Here is a 16,290-nt window from a genome sequence, read left to right on the forward strand (position 1 = left end):
TGCGGGAATAGCTCAGTTGGTAGAGCACGACCTTGCCAAGGTCGGGGTCGCGAGTTCGAGTCTCGTTTCCCGCTCCATATTCAACAAAAACGCCGCTCAGTGATGAGCGGCGTTTTTGTATGCGCGTTTTTTGTGTTTGGCGTTCTCTGTTACAAGATTCCTACAGCGAATCCGTGATTCACAGAAGCGTCTGACAGCCAGCCCACGACTGATTCTGAGATAACGACCAACCTGTCGGCCTTGCGGCCGGATCGTCTTGGTTGATTTCGAGGATCTCACCTTCATGTCACGAACCATCACATCTCCTGGTGCCCTGCACGAGATACGTGCAACCGCACTGCTGTCGCTCCCGTTGGTCATCGGGCACCTGTGCGCCGGGCTGATCGCTTTCGTGGACAACCTCATCGCGGGCAATCATGGCACCGAGACTCTTGCAGCCGTCACGCTCGGCACTGCGCTGTTATGGCTGCCGATGCTGGTGCCGATCGGGACATTGATTGCGCTGACCGCTTCAGTTGCCCGTTTACACGGCGCGGAGCGAACAGGCGAGATCGGCCCGATCTTTCGCCAGGCCATGTGGTTGGCACTGTTCATGGGAGGGCTGATGTTCGGCTTTCTCAGTCTTGCGCCTCTTCTGCTCGCGCCCGCCGGGATTGCACCGGACATCATTCCCGGTGCACAGGCCTTTCTGCAGGCTGTGCGTTGGGGAAGTCCGGCGCTGACCCTGTTTTTCTGCATGCGCTATCTGTGCGAAGGGATGCACTGGATGCGTCCGACCATGGTCTTCGGTTTCGGCGGTCTCCTGTTGCTGGCACCGTTGGGCTATGTGCTGACCAATGGCAAGTTGGGTTTCGCAGAAAGGGGGGCTGAGGGACTGGGCATCGCTTCGGCCGTGATGATGTGGTTGCAGGCGCTGCTGTTCGCTGTGTACCTCTGGCGTGGCAAGCGTCTGGCGCATTTGCAACTGTTTGCCCGTTTTGATCCGCCGCGTCTTGCCGGCATCGTTGATTTGTTGAAGGTCGGGCTGCCGATCGGCATCGCAATCCTGACCCAGGGCAGTCTTTTCATTGTCACCTCGTTGTTGATCGGCCGGCTCGGTTCGACTTTCCTGGCGGCGCATCAGATCGCGGTGAATCTGGCGCAGTTGTGTTTCATGGTCCCGGTGGCCGTGGCGGAGGCCACCACCGTTCGGGTCGGCCATGCGCTGGGGCGCGGGGACCTCAAGGGTGTCCGGCAGGCTGCATGGGCGGGCTGTGTCATCGTCCTGATCACGCAAAGCGCGTCGGTGTTGGTCATGCTGCTGGGCAATGAAGCGATCGCAGGCTGGTATAGCGCGGATGTTGCTGTCACCGCACTCGCGTCGACGCTTCTGCTGTATGCCGCCGCTTTGCAGTTTCCCGATGGATTGCAGATGTTGTGCGCCGGCGCATTGCGAGGCCTGCAAGACACCCGTGTCCCCATGTGGCTGGCGATTTTCTGTTACTGGGGTGTCGGTTTGCCGCTGGGTTGTCTGATGGCATTTGGATTGGGCTTGGGGCCGCAAGGTATCTGGATGGGGCTGATCACCGCGTTGACGCTGGCGATGGTTTTGATGGGGTGGCGTTTTATTCGATGCAGCAGGGTGGAGAGGTCAGTCGTTGACTGAAATGAAAAGGCCCGTCGGTGAAAACCGACGGGCCTTTAATTTATCGAGGCAGTGAACAGCTGATCACAGCTTCGGCAGTTGCCCGATCCGTCCCATCATTTCGGTAACGATCTGCAGGTCCAGCAGGAACTGGTCAACCGTCTTGAACTCGCCGTCGGTGTGACCGGTGTACTTGACCTCAGGTCGAGCCAGGCCAAATTGCACGCCGTTAGGCAGTTCATGCACCGAGGTGGCGCCGGCAGAGGTGCCGAACTCGTGTTTCATGTCCAGGTTTTCGGTGGAAACGGCCAATAGCGCCTTGACCCACTCGCCCTCGGGATTGCGGTACATCGGCTCGGCAATCGAGTAATCGAAGTTGACCGCAACGTGGGTTTTCTTGCTCCAGGCCGCCAGTTTGTCGGCGATTTCGGTTTTGAGCACTTCCGGCGACTTACCCTTCGGCACACGCAGGTTAACCGCGAGTTTGAAGGTTTTGTCGTCCATCCCGACATAGGTCAGCGAGGTGGTCAGTGGGCCCATGAAGTCATCGGCGAAACCGACACCCAACTTGCCACCCTTGTAGTCCAGGCCCCAGTTGTCGGCGGCGTAGCGGGCGGCATCGGTGATGTGGTTGTGTTTGAGCGCAATTTTGCCATCCACACTGTGGATGAAGTCCAGCATGCGGGCGACCGGGTTGACGCCGGATTCCGGCTCGGAGGAGTGCGCGGAAACGCCGGTAACGCTGAGTTTCACGTCGTTGCCATCGACCTTGGCATTCACTTCGAAATCGCCGCCATGTTGTTTGGCGTATTCGTTACCGGCCTTTTGCAGGCTGGCGGCCAGTTCGGCCGGTTTGTCTGTCAGCAGGGTGACGAGCGAAACCGATGGAATCTGGTTGGTCGCCATACCTCCGGTCATCGAGATGATTTCCGCACCTTTGCCCTCGGCCTTGCGCTTGGCAAATTTGGCCATGACCGTGCCGTAGCCTTTCTCGGCAATCACCACCGGGTAGCCGCCATCCAGCGCCAGGTTGTACTCGGGCGTCGGGTTGCGCTCGAAGTAGTAAGGAATCGCGTCGCCGGTGGTTTCTTCGGTGGTGTCCACCAGCAGTTTGAAGTTGCGGGCCAGCGGCAGCTTTTCTTCCTTGATGACCTTCATGGCATACAGCGTCACCACGATCCCGTTCTTGTCGTCTTCGGTGCCGCGGCCGTACATGCGGTCGCCGATCAGTGTGATTTTGAACGGATCGAGTTTGGTGCCGTCCTTCAGCACCCAGTTTTCCGGAGTCACTGGGACCACGTCGGCGTGAGCATGAATGCCCACGACTTCCTTGCCGCTGCCGTCGAGGGAGATCTCGTAGACGCGGTTGTCGACGTTTCGGTAGTTCAGGCCAAAGGATTCGGCCAGGCTCTTGATCTTGGCGGCAATCTTGATGAATTCAGGGTTCTCGTGCTGGGCAACACCTTCCTTGCGATCGGTCGGGATCTCCACCAGTTCGCGCAGGGTTTCGAGAGCGGCCTTGCCGTATTTCGCCCGAGTGTAGAGGCCGAGCAGGCGATAGATTTCGTTTTGCTGCTCAGCGGTCAGCGTCTTGTTGTCGAGAAACGCGCTGATGGAGGGGCGCAGGTCGTCGGTCTTGCTCAGGTCGCTCTTGGCCAGCTCGCCGAGGAACTGGCGGAAGTCACTGACCTTTGCATCGCTGAATGTCTTGAGGATGGTCGCGCTTTGCTGCGGTGTGATGTTGGCGTGTGCGGGCAGTGTCACGGACGAAAGGCTGGCCAGAATCAGGGTCGACGCGGCCAGTTGCTTGAGTGAAAAGTCCATTGCTAAGGGCATTCCTTTGCAGGCAGTGAGTAGGAAGTGTCTGATCGATGCGTCAGACGGTTTCGCAAACTAACACCACAAGCAAGCGATAGGGGAGCCCCCGAAGTGGGACGCGTCGCACAGAAATGCAAAAGCGGCGCAGAATCGAAAAAGCCCGTCCAATCTGTCTGGGCCGGGCTTCTCCGATCAGCGTGCTTACATCGACAACACCAGTCGCCCGGCAAACAGGATCAGAATCACCCCCATGCTGCGCTCGAACCAGTGCCCCATGCGCATGAACAGCACGCGCACTTTGCTGCTTGAAAAGAACAGCGCAACGATCACAAACCACAACGCATTCACGCCGCACATCCACAGTCCGTACAGGGCCTGGATTTCCAGCGGCGTGCTGGCGCTGATGATCGTGGTGAAGATCGCCAGGAAAAACAGCGTGGCCTTGGGATTGGTGGCGTTGGTCAGGAAACCGGTGGAAAACGCCTTGAACAACGATTGCTCGACCAGCGGTTCGTCGCTGGTCTTTTCGCCTTCCAGTGTTGTCTTGGGTTTGCTGCGGATCAGGCTGATACCGAGGTAAAAGATGTAAGCGCCGCCCACGACCTTGGCCACCGTCAGCAGCCAGGGCGTGGTGTGCATCAAGGCGCCGACGCCCAGCAGGGTGTACAGCACGTGTACGGAAATCCCCGCGCCGATGCCCAGTGCCGTGCAGATGCCGACCAGTCGACCGAATCGCACACTCTGGCGAATGGTCACGGCGAAGTCCGGGCCGGGAGCGACTACGGCGAGAAAGTGGATGGTGGCCAGCGCCAGAAACTCGCCCAGGTAATTCGATGTCATTTCAGCTCCAGAAAGTCAGGGGTGAAGCATTGCCGCGATAGCCGACAAAAAACGAAAGGCTCAAGCGCGGATCTGCCACGCCCGGCGTCACCGAGTGCATGCGACGCGAATTGAACATGATGAAATCCCCCGGTTCCGGGCGTACTTCGAGGGCTGGCGGGCCGAGCAGCGCCGGGTCGATGCCGTAGCTGTCGCCGCGCATTTCGTCGAACCGGTCCGGTGAAATGTCGTCTTCCCACATCTGCAACGCGCCGCCCTCGGTCGGCATGTTCAGGTAGACGTTGCAGGCGAATTGCGCCTCCAGGCTGTGAGCCTGGAAGCTCTCCGGCGCGTCCTTGGCGAAGATGTCGTGGTGGGCCAGGAAGCAGACGCCGGGTTTGACCACCCGTGACAGACCGACATACATCTTGCGTCCGTACAGGTTCTCCAGATGGGCGCCTGCCGGCCAGGATTCGTCGAGCATGCAGCGCAGGGTGTCGATCGGCGAGGAGTAGGGCGCGCAGCGGTTACGCAGTTCGGCAATGTTGCTGGTGGCGCGTTCGAAGTAATCCTCGATCAGCAACGGCTGGTTTTCCGCCTCGTAGAACGCCATGCCGATGCGGCCGATGCTGGGGGCGTTGATGTAACCCTCGAAGCCGGGGGCGAGGATCTTGTCGCCAATCCGGATCGCCTGGTCTTCAGGCAAAAAGCCTTTGACGCGGATGGCGAGGACTTCTTCGTTGGCCAGTTTTTTTATGCACGTCTCATCGAGACGCTCGACGTCAAGCATCATGGTTTCAGGTCCATCTAACGAGTAGTCAACGGAACCAGCGAACGCGGTTCCCCCGGCGACGGACGCTGCGCCTGGCAGCGCCCGAAATCCTCAATCCACGTTGTAGTGGACGGACAACGTGCCCTTCTTCTGCGAAAGGGACGCGATCGTGACTGTGCCCAGATCCTTCAGGCTGCGTACATGGGTGCCGCCACAGCCGTAGGCCGGCAGTTCACCGAAGCCGATTTCCCGCGCACCTTCGCGCAGGGACGTCAGGCGGGGCAGATCGTGTTCGATCCATTGCCCGATGCCGTATTGAACGGTTTGCGCATCGACTTCCTGAGCCGAATCCCCGGGCTTGAATTGCACCCGGCCTTCGTCCGGCCAGTGGTGTGCCTTGATCGGCATCCAGCCCATGGCCTGGACAAAGTGGCCGATCAAATGCCCGGCAGAGTGCATGCGGGTGTTGAAGCGACGGCGGTCTTCATCGACACGAATCTGGGTCATGCCGAGCGGGACGGGCTGATCGACGAAATGGACGATTCGATCCGGCTCCTGCACGACGCGCAGGACCTGACTGTCGCCGATCCAGCCGGTATCGCAAGGCTGTCCGCCACCTTGCGGGTGAAACAGAGTGGCGCGCAGCACCACGGCGAACTCGTTCTCGTGGGGCGTGCAGTCGAGGACTTCCACATTGGCCTTGAGGTCATCACTATGGAAAAAGAGGCGAAGCGTCATATTCCATGCCCTTATTAAAGTTTCTTTTTTAATTATATGAATCGTGCAATAACGTGATAATCCGTTCAAACATCAAAGGACTGTTGCGCTGTGAGCATAAATCTCCCTCTGCCGCTGCTCGGTGAAATGGCGATTTTCGTCAAGGTCGTGGAGACCGGCAGCTTCTCCGAAGCCGCGCGCCAACTGGGTTCGTCGCCCTCGGCGGTCAGCCGCAGTATTTCCCGGCTGGAGAAGGCTTTGGCCACGCGGCTGCTGCAACGCACCACGCGCAAATTGCGCTTGAGCGATGGCGGGGAAGAGGTATTCAAGCGCTGTCAGGAGATGGTCAGCGCGGCCCGGTCAGTGATGGAGATCAGCGGCCAGTTCACCCACGAAGCCGAGGGACTGGTGCGGGTCAGCGTGCCGAAAGCGGTCGGGCGCTTCGTAATTCATCCGCATATGCCGGAGTTTCTGCGCCGCTATCCGAAGGTTGATGTGGAGTTGCTGCTGGAAGATCGGCAGGTAGATTTGATCGACGATCATGTCGACCTGGCGATTCGCATCACGGAGCGCCCGCCGGCGGGGTTGGTTGGGCGGCAGTTGTTGACTATCGACCATTTGCTCTGCGCGACGCCGCAGTATCTGGCCGAACATGGCACGCCGACGCATCCCCATGACTTGCTCAATCACAGCTGCATCTACCTGGGCGAAACCCCGAGCGATGCGCGCTGGAAATTCAAGAAAGGCAGCAAAGCGGTGACGGTCGGCGTTCGAGGGCGGTATGCCGCCAATCACACGGGCGTGCGTCTGGGCGCGGTGTTGCAGCACATCGGTATTGGCAGCCTGCCGTATTTCACCGCTCGTTATGCCCTGGAACAAGGTTTGATTGTGCAGGTCCTGCCGGACTGGACATTCCTGGCGTCCTACCACGGTGGACTATGGTTGTTGCACTCGCCGACGCGCTATCTGCCACCGAAATTGCGGGTGTTCATCGACTATCTGGTGGAATGCCTGGAGAAAGAACCGACATTGAGCAAACCCGGAAAAACCGGCGGTTCAAAAGCCTTGGCCGAGTACGAATTGCCCGAGAGTGAAGGGCTGCTTTAATCCCATGAAAAAGGCCCGCGTGGATCACCATGCGGGCCTTTTCTTTACCGGGCGAAAATCAATGCTTGCTGTCCTGGGCGGACATCGCCAGCAGTTGTTTTTCCTGATTCCAGTCGAACGGTTCGTCGTTCTGTTCAGCTTCGTAACGGCGCTCTTCCAGTGCCTGATACATGTCGATTTCTTCATCGGACAGGTAGTGCAGGCAGTCGCCAGCGAAGAACCACAGCAGATCCCGCGGGATCAGGTGGGCAATTTGCGGATAGCGGGTAATCACTTGAGTCAGGATGTCCTGGCCCAGGTATTGGCTTTCGATCGGCTCGATCGGCAGTGACGCCAGCAGTTCGTCGAAACGCTCCAGGAACAGGGCATGGCTTTCTTCGGGAACCTGATCGGCCTCACCTACGGCGACCAGGATACTGCGCAGGTGGTCGAGCAAAACCAGATGATCGGCAACGACGTTGGACACGAGATAAGTCCTCAAGAGCAAAACGGGCGCGGGAGTATAAAGCGCCTGCGCCCGTTTTTCACTGATTGAAGGGATCAGCGGACTTTCCCTTCCGCCGGCTTCAGCTCCTCCTTGTCGAAATCATCGACATCGATCACCTTGCGCCGCGCCGCTTCGGCATCACGCAGGGTCTGGGCTTCCACTGCCTGTAGCACTCCAGCCTCCAGTGCTGCATCGATGGCGTGTTCCCCTGCGACCGGTTTGACCTGACCGCTTTTGAGCGAGGTGTGCAGTTTCTTGTGCAGCGGTTGCGCAGCGTTCAACTGATCGCAGGCATGTTGCAGCGCGCCGACCGCATCGTCCGCCGATTGTGGGCGATAGCAGCCGGCAAGCAGTTCTTCCAGTGCCGGATCGCCCTTGGCCCGACCGATGACGCCGGCCACTTCGGCCCCGAGCTTGTCCGACGGGCCTTTGTGGCGACGACCAAACGGGAACACGATCACTCGCAACAGGCAGCCGAAGACCCGGTTCGGGAAGTTGGTCAGCAGTTCATCCAGCGCTTTTTCCGACTGGCCGAGGCTTTCCTCCATGGCCCATCTGAACAACGGTTCCATGTACGCCGGGGAATCGAGATCGTGATAACGCTTGAGCGCCGCCGAGGCGAGATACAGGTTGCTCAGCACATCACCCAGACGGGCCGACAACCGCTCGCGGCGTTTCAGTTCGCCGCCCAGCAGCATCATGCTCAGGTCGGCGAGCATCGCAAACGCGGCAGCCTGACGGTTGAGCGCGCGGAAATAACCCTGGCTGAGCTTGTCTCCCGGTGCATGTTCGAAATGGCCGAAACCAAGATTCAATACCAGCGTGCTGGCAGCGTTGCTCACGGCAAAACCGATGTGCTTGAGCAGCAGGCCATCGAACTCCTTGAGGGCCTGATCCTTGTCCTCGCGACCGGCGAGGGCCATTTCCTTGAGCACGAACGGATGACAGCGGATTGCGCCCTGACCAAAGATCATCAGGTTGCGCGAAAGAATGTTGGCACCCTCCACGGTGATGAAGATCGGCGCGCCGTTCCAGCTGCGACCCAGGTAGTTGTTCGGGCCCATGATGATCGCCTTGCCGCCATGCACGTCCATGGCGTGGCTGATGCACTCGCGACCACGTTCGGTGAGGTGATACTTGAGAATCGCCGACAGCACCGAGGGCTTCTCGCCCAGATCCACCGCATTGGCGGTCAGCATCCGCGCAGCGTCCATCATCCAGGCGTTGCCGCCAATGCGCGCCATCGCTTCCTGGATACCTTCGAATGCCGACAGCGGGACGTTGAACTGTTCACGGATCTGCGCGTATTGCCCGGTCACCAGACTGGTGAACTTGGCCGCGCCAGTGCCCACTGCCGGCAAGGAAATCGAACGCCCGACCGACAGGCAGTTCATCAGCATCATCCAGCCCTTGCCAAGCATGTCCTGGCCGCCGATCAGGAAGTCCAGCGGGATGAACACGTCCTTGCCGGAGTTGGGGCCGTTCATGAATGCGGCGCCCAATGGCAAGTGGCGACGGCCAATCTCAACGCCGGCGGTATCGGTCGGAATCAGCGCGAGGCTGATGCCCAGGTCTTCTTTATCGCCGAGCAGGTGATCCGGGTCGTAGGCCTTGAAGGCCAGGCCGAGCAAGGTCGCGACCGGGCCGAGGGTGATGTAGCGTTTTTCCCAGTTCAGGCGCAGGCCGAGGGTTTCCTGTCCTTCCCACTGGCTTTTGCAGATGATCCCGGTGTCGGGCATCGCTCCGGCATCGGAACCGGCGAGCGGGCCGGTCAGCGCGAAACACGGAATGTCGTCGCCCCGGGCCAGTCGTGGCAGGTAATGATTGCGCTGTTCGTCGGTGCCGTAATGCAGCAGCAGTTCGGCCGGGCCGAGGGAGTTGGGCACCATCACGGTGGAGGCGAGGTCGCCGCTGCGGGTTGCCAGTTTCATCGCCACTTGAGAGTGGGCGTAGGCAGAGAAGCCTTTACCGCCGAATTCCTTGGGAATGATCAGGGCGAAGAAGCCGTGTTCCTTGATGTGGGTCCAGGCTTCGGGTGGAAGGTCCATCGACTGGCCGATCTGCCAGTCGGTGACCATCGCGCAGAGTTCTTCGGTCGGGCCGTCGATGAATGCCTGTTCCTCGTCGCTCAGTTGCGCTTTGGGATAGGACAGCAGTTTTTCCCAGTCCGGACGACCGCTGAACAGTTCACCGTCCCACCACACCGTGCCGGCATCGATCGCATCGCGCTCGGTCTGTGACATGGGCGGCAGGGTTTTCTGGAACCAGTTGAACAGCGGCGCGCTGAAGTGTTTGCGGCGCAGATCCGGCAACAGCAGCGGAGCCGCAACGATGGCCAGTACGACCCAGAAGATCAGCAGCAACCAGCCTGGCGCGTGGCTGAAAATCCCCATCGCCAGCAGGTAAGCCGCGACGATACCCAGTGCAGGCAACGGGGCGATGCGCCGGTGGGCCAGATACGCCACGCCGACGATCAGAACCAGTATCCACAACAACAGCATATTCAATCCTCCGTGAACCAGGGCGAACGACCCTCCAGAGCTTAGACGGCATCTGCAAAACGGGGCGGTCAGAGCAAGCTGATCTGAATCGTGGGAATCCCTGGATGTCTTTTGTAGGTTCGGTGGGCAACACCCGTGGGAAATCGTTCGCAGACTCCGCGGCTTTGCGTCCATGTTTGGCCGAAACGTCGTTATCTCTGTGCTGATCCTCTCGCTAGACTCCGGGTTCATCCAGGAGAATGTCGTCATGCGCGAGTATCTGAGCCCCGGCCGCTTCATCGATAGTGACCACCCCTCGCTGGTGGAGTTCGCAGAACAGCACCGTGGTGCCAGCCGCGACCCGCGCGCGCAGGCGATCAGTCTTTATTACGCCGTGCGCGAGGCGGTGCGTTACAACATGTACACCTTCAGTCGCGACCCGCAGACCTTGCGCGGCAGCTACGCGCTGGCGGCGGGTGAAAGTTATTGCGTGCCCAAGGCCACGTTGCTCGCCGGTTGCGCGCGCCATTGCGGGATCCCCGCACGCATCGGTCTGGCGGATGTGAAAAATCATCTGTCGACGCCGCGTCTGCTTGAACTGCTGAGAAGCGAAGTGTTCGCCATGCATGGTTATACCGAGCTGTTTCTCAATGATCGCTGGGTGAAAGCCACACCCGCGTTCAACCAGAAGCTCTGCGAAATGTTCAACGTTGCACCGCTGGAATTCGACGGCATAAACGACAGTGTTTTTCACCCGTACAACAGCGATGGCGCGCTGCTGATGGAGTACCTGGTCGATCACGGCCAGTTCGCCGATGTACCGGAATCTTTTTTCTTCGAACATCTGCAGAAATGCTATCCGCACCTGTTCAACGATCAGCAGACGCCACTGTCCAGTGACATGCACGGTAATGTCGGCAGCCGCTGATCCGGCGTATGCTGCTCGCCCACTCAATGGAAAAGAGGCGGTCATGCTGAAGATCTGGGGTCGCAAGAATTCGTCGAATGTCAGAAAACCGTTGTGGGCTGCCGAAGAACTCGGGCTGGCCTACGAGGCGATCGATGCCGGTGGCGCGTTCGGTGTGGTCGACACGCCTGAGTACCGGGCGATGAACCCGAACGGTCGAGTGCCGGTGATCGAAGACGACGGTTTCGTGTTGTGGGAATCCAACGCCATCGTTCGCTACCTGTTGGCCAGGCATGCGGCCAATACCTCGTGGTTTCCGGCAGATCTGCAAACCCGTGCTGTCGCCGACAAGTGGATGGACTGGACCACGTCCAGTTTCGCAGGCCCTTTCCGTACGGTGTTCTGGGGCGTTCTGCGCACCCCGGCGGACAAGCAGGACTGGCCGGCGATTCATGCTGCGATCAAGGAATGCGAAGGGTTGCTGGCGATGGCCGATCAGGCCCTGAAAAACCAGCCTTATCTGTCCGGCGGTGAAATCGGCATGGGCGATATTCCGCTCGGCAGTTTCATTTATGCCTGGTTCGAGATGCCGATCGAGCGTGCGCCGATGCCTCATCTGGAGGCCTGGTATGCGCGACTGAAGCAGCGCCCGGCGTATCAAAAAACCGTCATGACCGCGTTGACTTAATACCTACTATCGACACACTTGACTGTACTTGTGCGGCGGCGGCAAGCACCATTGCGCTTGTGTGCCGCGGTTGTCTCCCTCGCCGCCCGCCGTCATTCAGTCCTTTTTCTCTTCTTGGTGCGTAAATCCGATATGAGTTCCGCTCTGTCCATCCGGCAGCTAACCAAAACCTACGGCAACGGGTTCCAGGCCTTGAGTGGTATCGATCTGGACGTCGCCGAAGGTGACTTCTTTGCCTTGCTCGGCCCTAACGGCGCAGGCAAATCCACGACCATCGGCATTCTCTCGACCCTGGTGAACAAGACCAGCGGCACGGTGAATATCTTCGGTCACGACCTGGACAAGAACCCCGCGGCGCTCAAGCGCTCGATTGGCGTGGTGCCCCAGGAATTCAACTTCAACCAGTTCGAAAAGACGTTCGACATCGTCGTGACCCAGGCGGGTTACTACGGCATTCCGGCGAAGATCGCCAAGGAACGCGCCGAACAGTACCTGACCCAGCTTGGCCTTTGGGACAAGCGCGATGTGCCGTCGCGTTCGTTGTCCGGCGGCATGAAGCGGCGCTTGATGATCGCCCGCGCACTGGTGCATGAGCCGCGCCTGCTGATCCTCGACGAACCGACAGCCGGGGTGGATATCGAGCTGCGTCGTTCGATGTGGACCTTCCTCACCGAGCTGAACCAGAAAGGCATCACCATCATCCTCACCACGCATTACCTGGAAGAGGCTGAACAGTTGTGCCGCAACATCGGCATCATCGACCACGGCACCATCGTCGAGAACACCAGCATGCGTCAGTTGCTCGGGCAACTGCATGTGGAAACCTTCCTGCTCGATCTGAAGAGCGATCTGGCGGTTGCGCCGCAACTGGTCGGCTATCCGGCCCGTCTGGTGGATGCGCATACCCTGGAAGTCCAGGTCGACAAGTCCATGGGCATCACTGCGCTGTTCGGCCAACTGGCCCTGCAGAACATCGAAGTGCTGAGCCTGCGCAATAAAACCAATCGCCTCGAGGAGCTGTTCGTGTCCCTGGTGGAGAAAAATCTGTCGAAGGTGGCGGTATGAGTTCCGAGCTGCGCCCCAATCTCGTCGCCCTCAACACCATCGTTTACCGCGAGGTCAAACGCTTCACCCGGATCTGGCCGCAGACTCTGCTGCCGCCGGCGATCACCATGGTTCTGTACTTCGTGATCTTCGGCAACCTGATCGGCAAGCAGATTGGCGCCATGGGTGGATTCACCTACATGGAGTACATCGTGCCGGGGCTGATCATGATGTCGGTGATCACCAACTCCTACGGCAACGTGGTGTCGAGTTTCTTCGGCAGCAAGTTCCAGCGCTCCATCGAAGAACTGATGGTGTCGCCGGTGTCGCCGCACACGATTCTGATCGGCTATACCCTCGGCGGCGTGCTGCGCGGCCTGATGGTGGGGGTTATCGTGACGATCCTGTCGATGTTCTTCACCAGCCTGCAGGTGCATCACCTGGGCGTCACCGTCCTGGTGGTGGTGCTGACGGCGACGATCTTCTCGCTGCTGGGCTTCATCAACGCCGTGTTCGCACGTAACTTCGATGACATCTCGATCATCCCGACCTTCGTGCTGACCCCGCTGACTTACCTCGGTGGCGTGTTCTACTCGATCACCTTGCTGCCGCCGTTCTGGCAGACCGTGTCGCTGGCCAACCCGGTGCTGCACATGGTCAATGCCTTCCGTTACGGCATCCTGGGCGTTTCGGACATTCGCATCGGTATCGCGATCACCTTCATGCTGGTCGCCACTGTGGTGCTGTATGTCGGTTGCGCACGGTTGCTGGTAAGCGGACGCGGCATGCGTACCTGATTCATCCGGTGTTGCAATAAAAAAACGGCCTCCCACATTGGAGGCCGTTTTGCATTCACGATTGGCGACTTTTCTTGCGCCGCGCCCATTGCCGGGCCACCCACCAGCGCCAGTACATCATCACCACGCAGTAGGCGAGGGCGCCCAGCGCCAGCCCGACCACCACCGAGCCCAGCAGGAAGGGTTGCCACAGGGTCGAGAGTTCTCCGCTGATCCATTCCCAGGTCAATTCGTCGGGGAGAGTGCGGGCGGGAACATCCATCAACCAGGCACCCGCCTGATAGGTGCAGAAGAACACGGCTGGCATGGTGATCGGGTTGGTCAGCCAGACCAGGCTGACGGCAATCGGCATGTTGCCGCGCACCGTGATGGCCAGTGCCGCCGCCACCAGCATCTGCGCAGGAATCGGCAGAAACGCCGCGAACAAGCCAACGGCCATGGCTCGGGCCACCGAGTGACGATTGAGGTGCCAGAGGTTCGGGTCATGCAGCAACGTGCCGAGAAAGCGTAAGGATTTGTGTTCCCTGATGCTCGTCGGATCGGGCATGTAACGTTTGAATAAGCGCCGGGGCATAAGGCTTCTCGGTCGGTTAAGGCGGCAAGTATGTCTGGATTCTACGAACCGCCCATTCAGACTTTGTGACAATTGATAACGACGACTGTGACCAACACCCGCTATGCCTTGTGAGGGGAGACTTTTCTGGAAAGTCGCAATCAAGGACGAGCGTATGCGCACAGGGATGATGGCGCTGGCGGTCGGTCTGCTGGTTCCGGTTTTTTTACCGGCGTTGCCGCCGGTCGGGTGGATGGTTTTGCTGCCGGTCGTGGCGCTGATGCTGCTGCCGTTTCGCAGCTATCCGCTGGCCTTTTTGCTGTTCGGCTTCGCCTGGTCGTGCATCGGTGCGCAGTGGGCGCTGGATGATCGATTGCCATCGACGCTGGACGGTGAGACGCGCTGGGTCGAAGGGCGGGTAGTCGGCCTGCCACAGAATGGTGATGGAGTGGTGCGCTTCGAACTGGCCGATGCCCGTTCGAGACACGAGAAACTGCCGTCGCTGATGCGCCTCGCCTGGTACGACGGGCCATCGGTCAACAGCGGTGAGCGCTGGCGGCTGGCGGTCAAACTCAAACGTCCCGGCGGATTGCTCAATCCCGATGCCTTCGATTACGAGGCGTGGCTGTTGGCGCAACGCATCGGCGCCACCGGCACGGTAAAGGACGGCAGTCGGCTGGCGGCGGCGCATTGGGCCTGGCGGGACAGCATTCGTCGGCGTCTGCTGGAAGTGGACACCCAGGGTCGAGGCGCAGCGCTGGCGGCGTTGGTGCTGGGTGATGGCTCGGGACTCAGTCACGAGGACTGGCAGATTCTGCAGGACACCGGCACCGTGCACCTGCTGGTGATTTCCGGGCAGCACATCGGTCTGTTGGCGGCGGTGATGTATGGGCTGGTCGCCGGGCTGGCGCGATTCGGTGTGTGGCCATTGCGTTGGCCATGGCTGCCGTGGGCGTGCGGTCTGGCGTTCGCGGCGGCGCTGGGTTACGGGCTGCTGGCCGGGTTCGATGTGCCGGTGCGACGGGCCTGCGTGATGGTTGCGCTGGTGTTGCTGTGGCGATTGCGATTTCGCCATCTCGGTGCCTGGTGGCCGTTGTTGCTGGCCTTCAATGGGGTGTTGTTGATGGACCCGCTGGCCAGTCTGCGTCCGGGATTGTGGTTGTCCTTCGCGGCGGTGGCGGTGCTGATTTTCACCTTCGGCGGTCGACTGGGACCCTGGCGCTGGTGGCAGACCTGGACGCGAGCGCAATGGCTGATCGCTATCGGCCTGTGCCCGGTGTTGCTGACCCTGGGCTTGCCGATCAGCCTCAGCGGGCCATTGGCCAATCTGCTGGCGGTGCCGTGGATCAGTTTTGCGGTGCTGCCGCCGGCATTGCTGGGCACTTTGTTGTTGCCGATTCCCTATGTCGGCGAAGGGCTGTTGTGGCTGGCCGGCGGGCTGGTCGATGGATTGTTCCGGGCTCTGGCCCTGATTGCCGGGCACTGGCCGGCGTGGGTTGCGGCATCGATGCCAGGTTGGGTACTGGCGCTGGGCTGCCTCGGTGCCGTGCTGTTATTGCTGCCCCGAGGCGTTCCGTTGCGTCCCTTGGGCTGGCCGTTGCTGCTGGTGCTGGCATTTCCGCCCCGGGAGCGGCTGGTCGAAGGCGTGGCGGATGTGTGGCAGCTCGACGTCGGCCAGGGCTTGGCGATTTTGATCCGCACTCGCCATCACACATTGCTCTACGACAGCGGCCCGCGTTTCGGTGACTTCGATGTGGGTGAACGGGTGGTGCTGCCGGCCTTGTACAAGCTGGGCGTGGAGCGGCTCGACCTGATGCTGCTCAGCCATGCCGACGCCGACCACGCCGGTGGCGCGTTGGCGGTGGCAAACGGCTTGCCGGTCAGCCGGGTGATCAGCGGCGATCCGCCGGGCCTGCCCGAAGCGCTGAATGCTGAGTCCTGTGACAGCGGTCGGCAATGGCAATGGGATGGCGTTGCCTTTCATCTATGGCAGTGGGCCGACGCCCATGACAGCAACCAGCGTTCCTGCGTCCTGCAGATCGAAGCCAACGGCGAGCGGTTGCTGCTGACCGGCGATATCGACACCGCTGCCGAACGGGATTTGCTCAACAGCGCACTGGCGGTTCCGACCCGGTGGCTGCAAGCCCCGCACCATGGCAGTCGCAGTTCTTCCTCGATGGCGTTGCTCAAGGTTTTGCAGCCCCGGGACGTGCTGATCTCCCGGGGGCAGGGCAACTCGTTCGGGCATCCGCATCCGACGGTCATCGCCCGTTACCGCAAGCTGGATCTGCGCATCCATGACAGCGCCGAGCAGGGCGCCATTCATCTGCAACTGGGCAGATTCCAGCCGGCCCGGTCGATGCGTCAGCAGCGCCGCTTCTGGCGCGACCCGCCACTGCCGGGGGCGGCGTACCGTTGAGCACGGTCGTCGGGGCGACGGGTCTTTATCGCGAACCGGTATGGTAAAGTGGCGCACT

The 16,290-nt window shown here is 60.3% G+C and carries 14 protein-coding genes and 1 tRNA gene; 8 read left to right on the forward strand and 7 right to left on the reverse strand.

The features are described from left to right. The first annotated feature begins 1 nt into the window (after nucleotide 1). Together AC07N4_RS25570 and AC07N4_RS25575 are read left to right on the forward strand one after the other, a co-directional pair. Nucleotides 2–77 (forward strand) — tRNA-Gly (locus tag AC07N4_RS25570). A gap of 206 nt (nucleotides 78–283) precedes the next feature. After that, nucleotides 284–1,645 carry an MATE family efflux transporter gene (locus AC07N4_RS25575; protein WP_102622549.1) on the forward strand — a complete coding sequence of 454 codons (1,362 nt, stop codon included), beginning with the start codon at nucleotides 284–286 and terminating at the stop codon, nucleotides 1,643–1,645. Between the two features lie 63 nt (nucleotides 1,646–1,708). Here AC07N4_RS25575 and AC07N4_RS25580 read toward each other — a convergent pair whose 3' ends face one another. From AC07N4_RS25580 to AC07N4_RS25595, 4 genes are all read right to left on the reverse strand, one after another. Then, nucleotides 1,709–3,448 carry a dipeptidase gene (locus AC07N4_RS25580; RefSeq protein ID WP_493066341.1) on the reverse strand — a complete coding sequence of 580 codons (1,740 nt, stop codon included), beginning with the start codon at nucleotides 3,446–3,448 and terminating at the stop codon, nucleotides 1,709–1,711. A 195-nt stretch (nucleotides 3,449–3,643) separates the two neighbouring features. Beyond that, nucleotides 3,644–4,282 carry a LysE family translocator gene (locus AC07N4_RS25585; RefSeq protein ID WP_096820935.1) on the reverse strand — a complete coding sequence of 213 codons (639 nt, stop codon included), beginning with the start codon at nucleotides 4,280–4,282 and terminating at the stop codon, nucleotides 3,644–3,646. 1 nt (nucleotide 4,283) lies between these two features. Then, on the reverse strand, nucleotides 4,284–5,054 hold the full coding sequence (locus AC07N4_RS25590) for a 2OG-Fe(II) oxygenase (RefSeq protein ID WP_096820936.1): 771 nt from the start codon (nucleotides 5,052–5,054) through the stop codon (nucleotides 4,284–4,286). 90 nt (nucleotides 5,055–5,144) lie between these two features. After that, complete coding sequence (locus AC07N4_RS25595) at nucleotides 5,145–5,771, reverse strand: alanyl-tRNA editing protein (protein WP_273538909.1); 627 nt, start codon at nucleotides 5,769–5,771, stop codon at nucleotides 5,145–5,147. A 90-nt stretch (nucleotides 5,772–5,861) separates the two neighbouring features. On the opposite strand from AC07N4_RS25595, the gene AC07N4_RS25600 reads away from it, so the two are divergent. Further along, complete coding sequence (locus AC07N4_RS25600; RefSeq protein WP_273538907.1) at nucleotides 5,862–6,857, forward strand: LysR family transcriptional regulator; 996 nt, start codon at nucleotides 5,862–5,864, stop codon at nucleotides 6,855–6,857. A 58-nt stretch (nucleotides 6,858–6,915) separates the two neighbouring features. On the opposite strand, the gene AC07N4_RS25605 is transcribed toward AC07N4_RS25600, so the two are convergent. Next, complete coding sequence (locus tag AC07N4_RS25605) at nucleotides 6,916–7,323, reverse strand: PA2817 family protein (protein ID WP_007950758.1); 408 nt, start codon at nucleotides 7,321–7,323, stop codon at nucleotides 6,916–6,918. 74 nt (nucleotides 7,324–7,397) lie between these two features. Beyond that, complete coding sequence (locus AC07N4_RS25610) at nucleotides 7,398–9,845, reverse strand: acyl-CoA dehydrogenase (protein WP_493066342.1); 2,448 nt, start codon at nucleotides 9,843–9,845, stop codon at nucleotides 7,398–7,400. 247 nt (nucleotides 9,846–10,092) lie between these two features. On the opposite strand from AC07N4_RS25610, the gene AC07N4_RS25615 reads away from it, so the two are divergent. The 4 genes from AC07N4_RS25615 (at nucleotide 10,093) to AC07N4_RS25630 (ending at nucleotide 13,260) form a co-directional block, all read left to right on the forward strand. Continuing rightward, complete coding sequence (locus AC07N4_RS25615; protein WP_493066343.1) at nucleotides 10,093–10,752, forward strand: transglutaminase-like domain-containing protein; 660 nt, start codon at nucleotides 10,093–10,095, stop codon at nucleotides 10,750–10,752. A gap of 43 nt (nucleotides 10,753–10,795) precedes the next feature. Next, complete coding sequence (locus AC07N4_RS25620) at nucleotides 10,796–11,419, forward strand: glutathione S-transferase family protein (protein WP_493066344.1); 624 nt, start codon at nucleotides 10,796–10,798, stop codon at nucleotides 11,417–11,419. A gap of 132 nt (nucleotides 11,420–11,551) precedes the next feature. After that, nucleotides 11,552–12,484, forward strand: a complete 933-nt coding sequence (locus AC07N4_RS25625; RefSeq protein ID WP_085612257.1) for an ABC transporter ATP-binding protein — start codon at nucleotides 11,552–11,554, stop codon at nucleotides 12,482–12,484. Then, nucleotides 12,481–13,260 (forward strand): ABC transporter permease, encoded by a 780-nt coding sequence (locus AC07N4_RS25630; RefSeq protein ID WP_102622526.1) that lies wholly within the window; start codon nucleotides 12,481–12,483, stop codon nucleotides 13,258–13,260. The genes AC07N4_RS25625 and AC07N4_RS25630 overlap by 4 nt, the downstream gene beginning before the upstream one ends. A 55-nt stretch (nucleotides 13,261–13,315) precedes the next feature. Here the strand turns inward: AC07N4_RS25630 and AC07N4_RS25635 are convergent, their stop codons facing one another. After that, nucleotides 13,316–13,834 (reverse strand): DUF2062 domain-containing protein, encoded by a 519-nt coding sequence (locus AC07N4_RS25635; protein WP_096820943.1) that lies wholly within the window; start codon nucleotides 13,832–13,834, stop codon nucleotides 13,316–13,318. Nucleotides 13,835–13,988: 154 nt separating this feature from the next. Here AC07N4_RS25635 and AC07N4_RS25640 point away from each other — a divergent pair, with 154 nt between their 5' ends. After that, nucleotides 13,989–16,232, forward strand: a complete 2,244-nt coding sequence (locus tag AC07N4_RS25640) for a DNA internalization-related competence protein ComEC/Rec2 (protein ID WP_493066345.1) — start codon at nucleotides 13,989–13,991, stop codon at nucleotides 16,230–16,232. The last annotated feature ends 58 nt before the right edge of the window (nucleotides 16,233–16,290 follow it).

Source organism: Pseudomonas sp. GW821-FHT09E04 (genome assembly GCF_059416185.1).

Excerpts from the sequence above, each read along its gene's own strand:
- AC07N4_RS25575 (WP_102622549.1), top strand. The coding sequence starts at position 284 with ATGTCACGAACCATCACATCTCCTGGTGCCCTGCACGAGATACGTGCA.
- AC07N4_RS25580 (WP_493066341.1), bottom strand. The coding sequence starts at position 3,448 with ATGGACTTTTCACTCAAGCAACTGGCCGCGTCGACCCTGATTCTGGCC.
- AC07N4_RS25585 (WP_096820935.1), bottom strand. The coding sequence starts at position 4,282 with ATGACATCGAATTACCTGGGCGAGTTTCTGGCGCTGGCCACCATCCAC.
- AC07N4_RS25590 (WP_096820936.1), bottom strand. The coding sequence starts at position 5,054 with ATGATGCTTGACGTCGAGCGTCTCGATGAGACGTGCATAAAAAAACTG.
- AC07N4_RS25595 (WP_273538909.1), bottom strand. The coding sequence starts at position 5,771 with ATGACGCTTCGCCTCTTTTTCCATAGTGATGACCTCAAGGCCAATGTG.
- AC07N4_RS25610 (WP_493066342.1), bottom strand. The coding sequence starts at position 9,845 with ATGCTGTTGTTGTGGATACTGGTTCTGATCGTCGGCGTGGCGTATCTG.
- AC07N4_RS25615 (WP_493066343.1), top strand. The coding sequence starts at position 10,093 with ATGCGCGAGTATCTGAGCCCCGGCCGCTTCATCGATAGTGACCACCCC.
- AC07N4_RS25620 (WP_493066344.1), top strand. The coding sequence starts at position 10,796 with ATGCTGAAGATCTGGGGTCGCAAGAATTCGTCGAATGTCAGAAAACCG.
- AC07N4_RS25625 (WP_085612257.1), top strand. The coding sequence starts at position 11,552 with ATGAGTTCCGCTCTGTCCATCCGGCAGCTAACCAAAACCTACGGCAAC.
- AC07N4_RS25630 (WP_102622526.1), top strand. The coding sequence starts at position 12,481 with ATGAGTTCCGAGCTGCGCCCCAATCTCGTCGCCCTCAACACCATCGTT.
- AC07N4_RS25635 (WP_096820943.1), bottom strand. The coding sequence starts at position 13,834 with ATGCCCCGGCGCTTATTCAAACGTTACATGCCCGATCCGACGAGCATC.
- AC07N4_RS25640 (WP_493066345.1), top strand. The coding sequence starts at position 13,989 with ATGCGCACAGGGATGATGGCGCTGGCGGTCGGTCTGCTGGTTCCGGTT.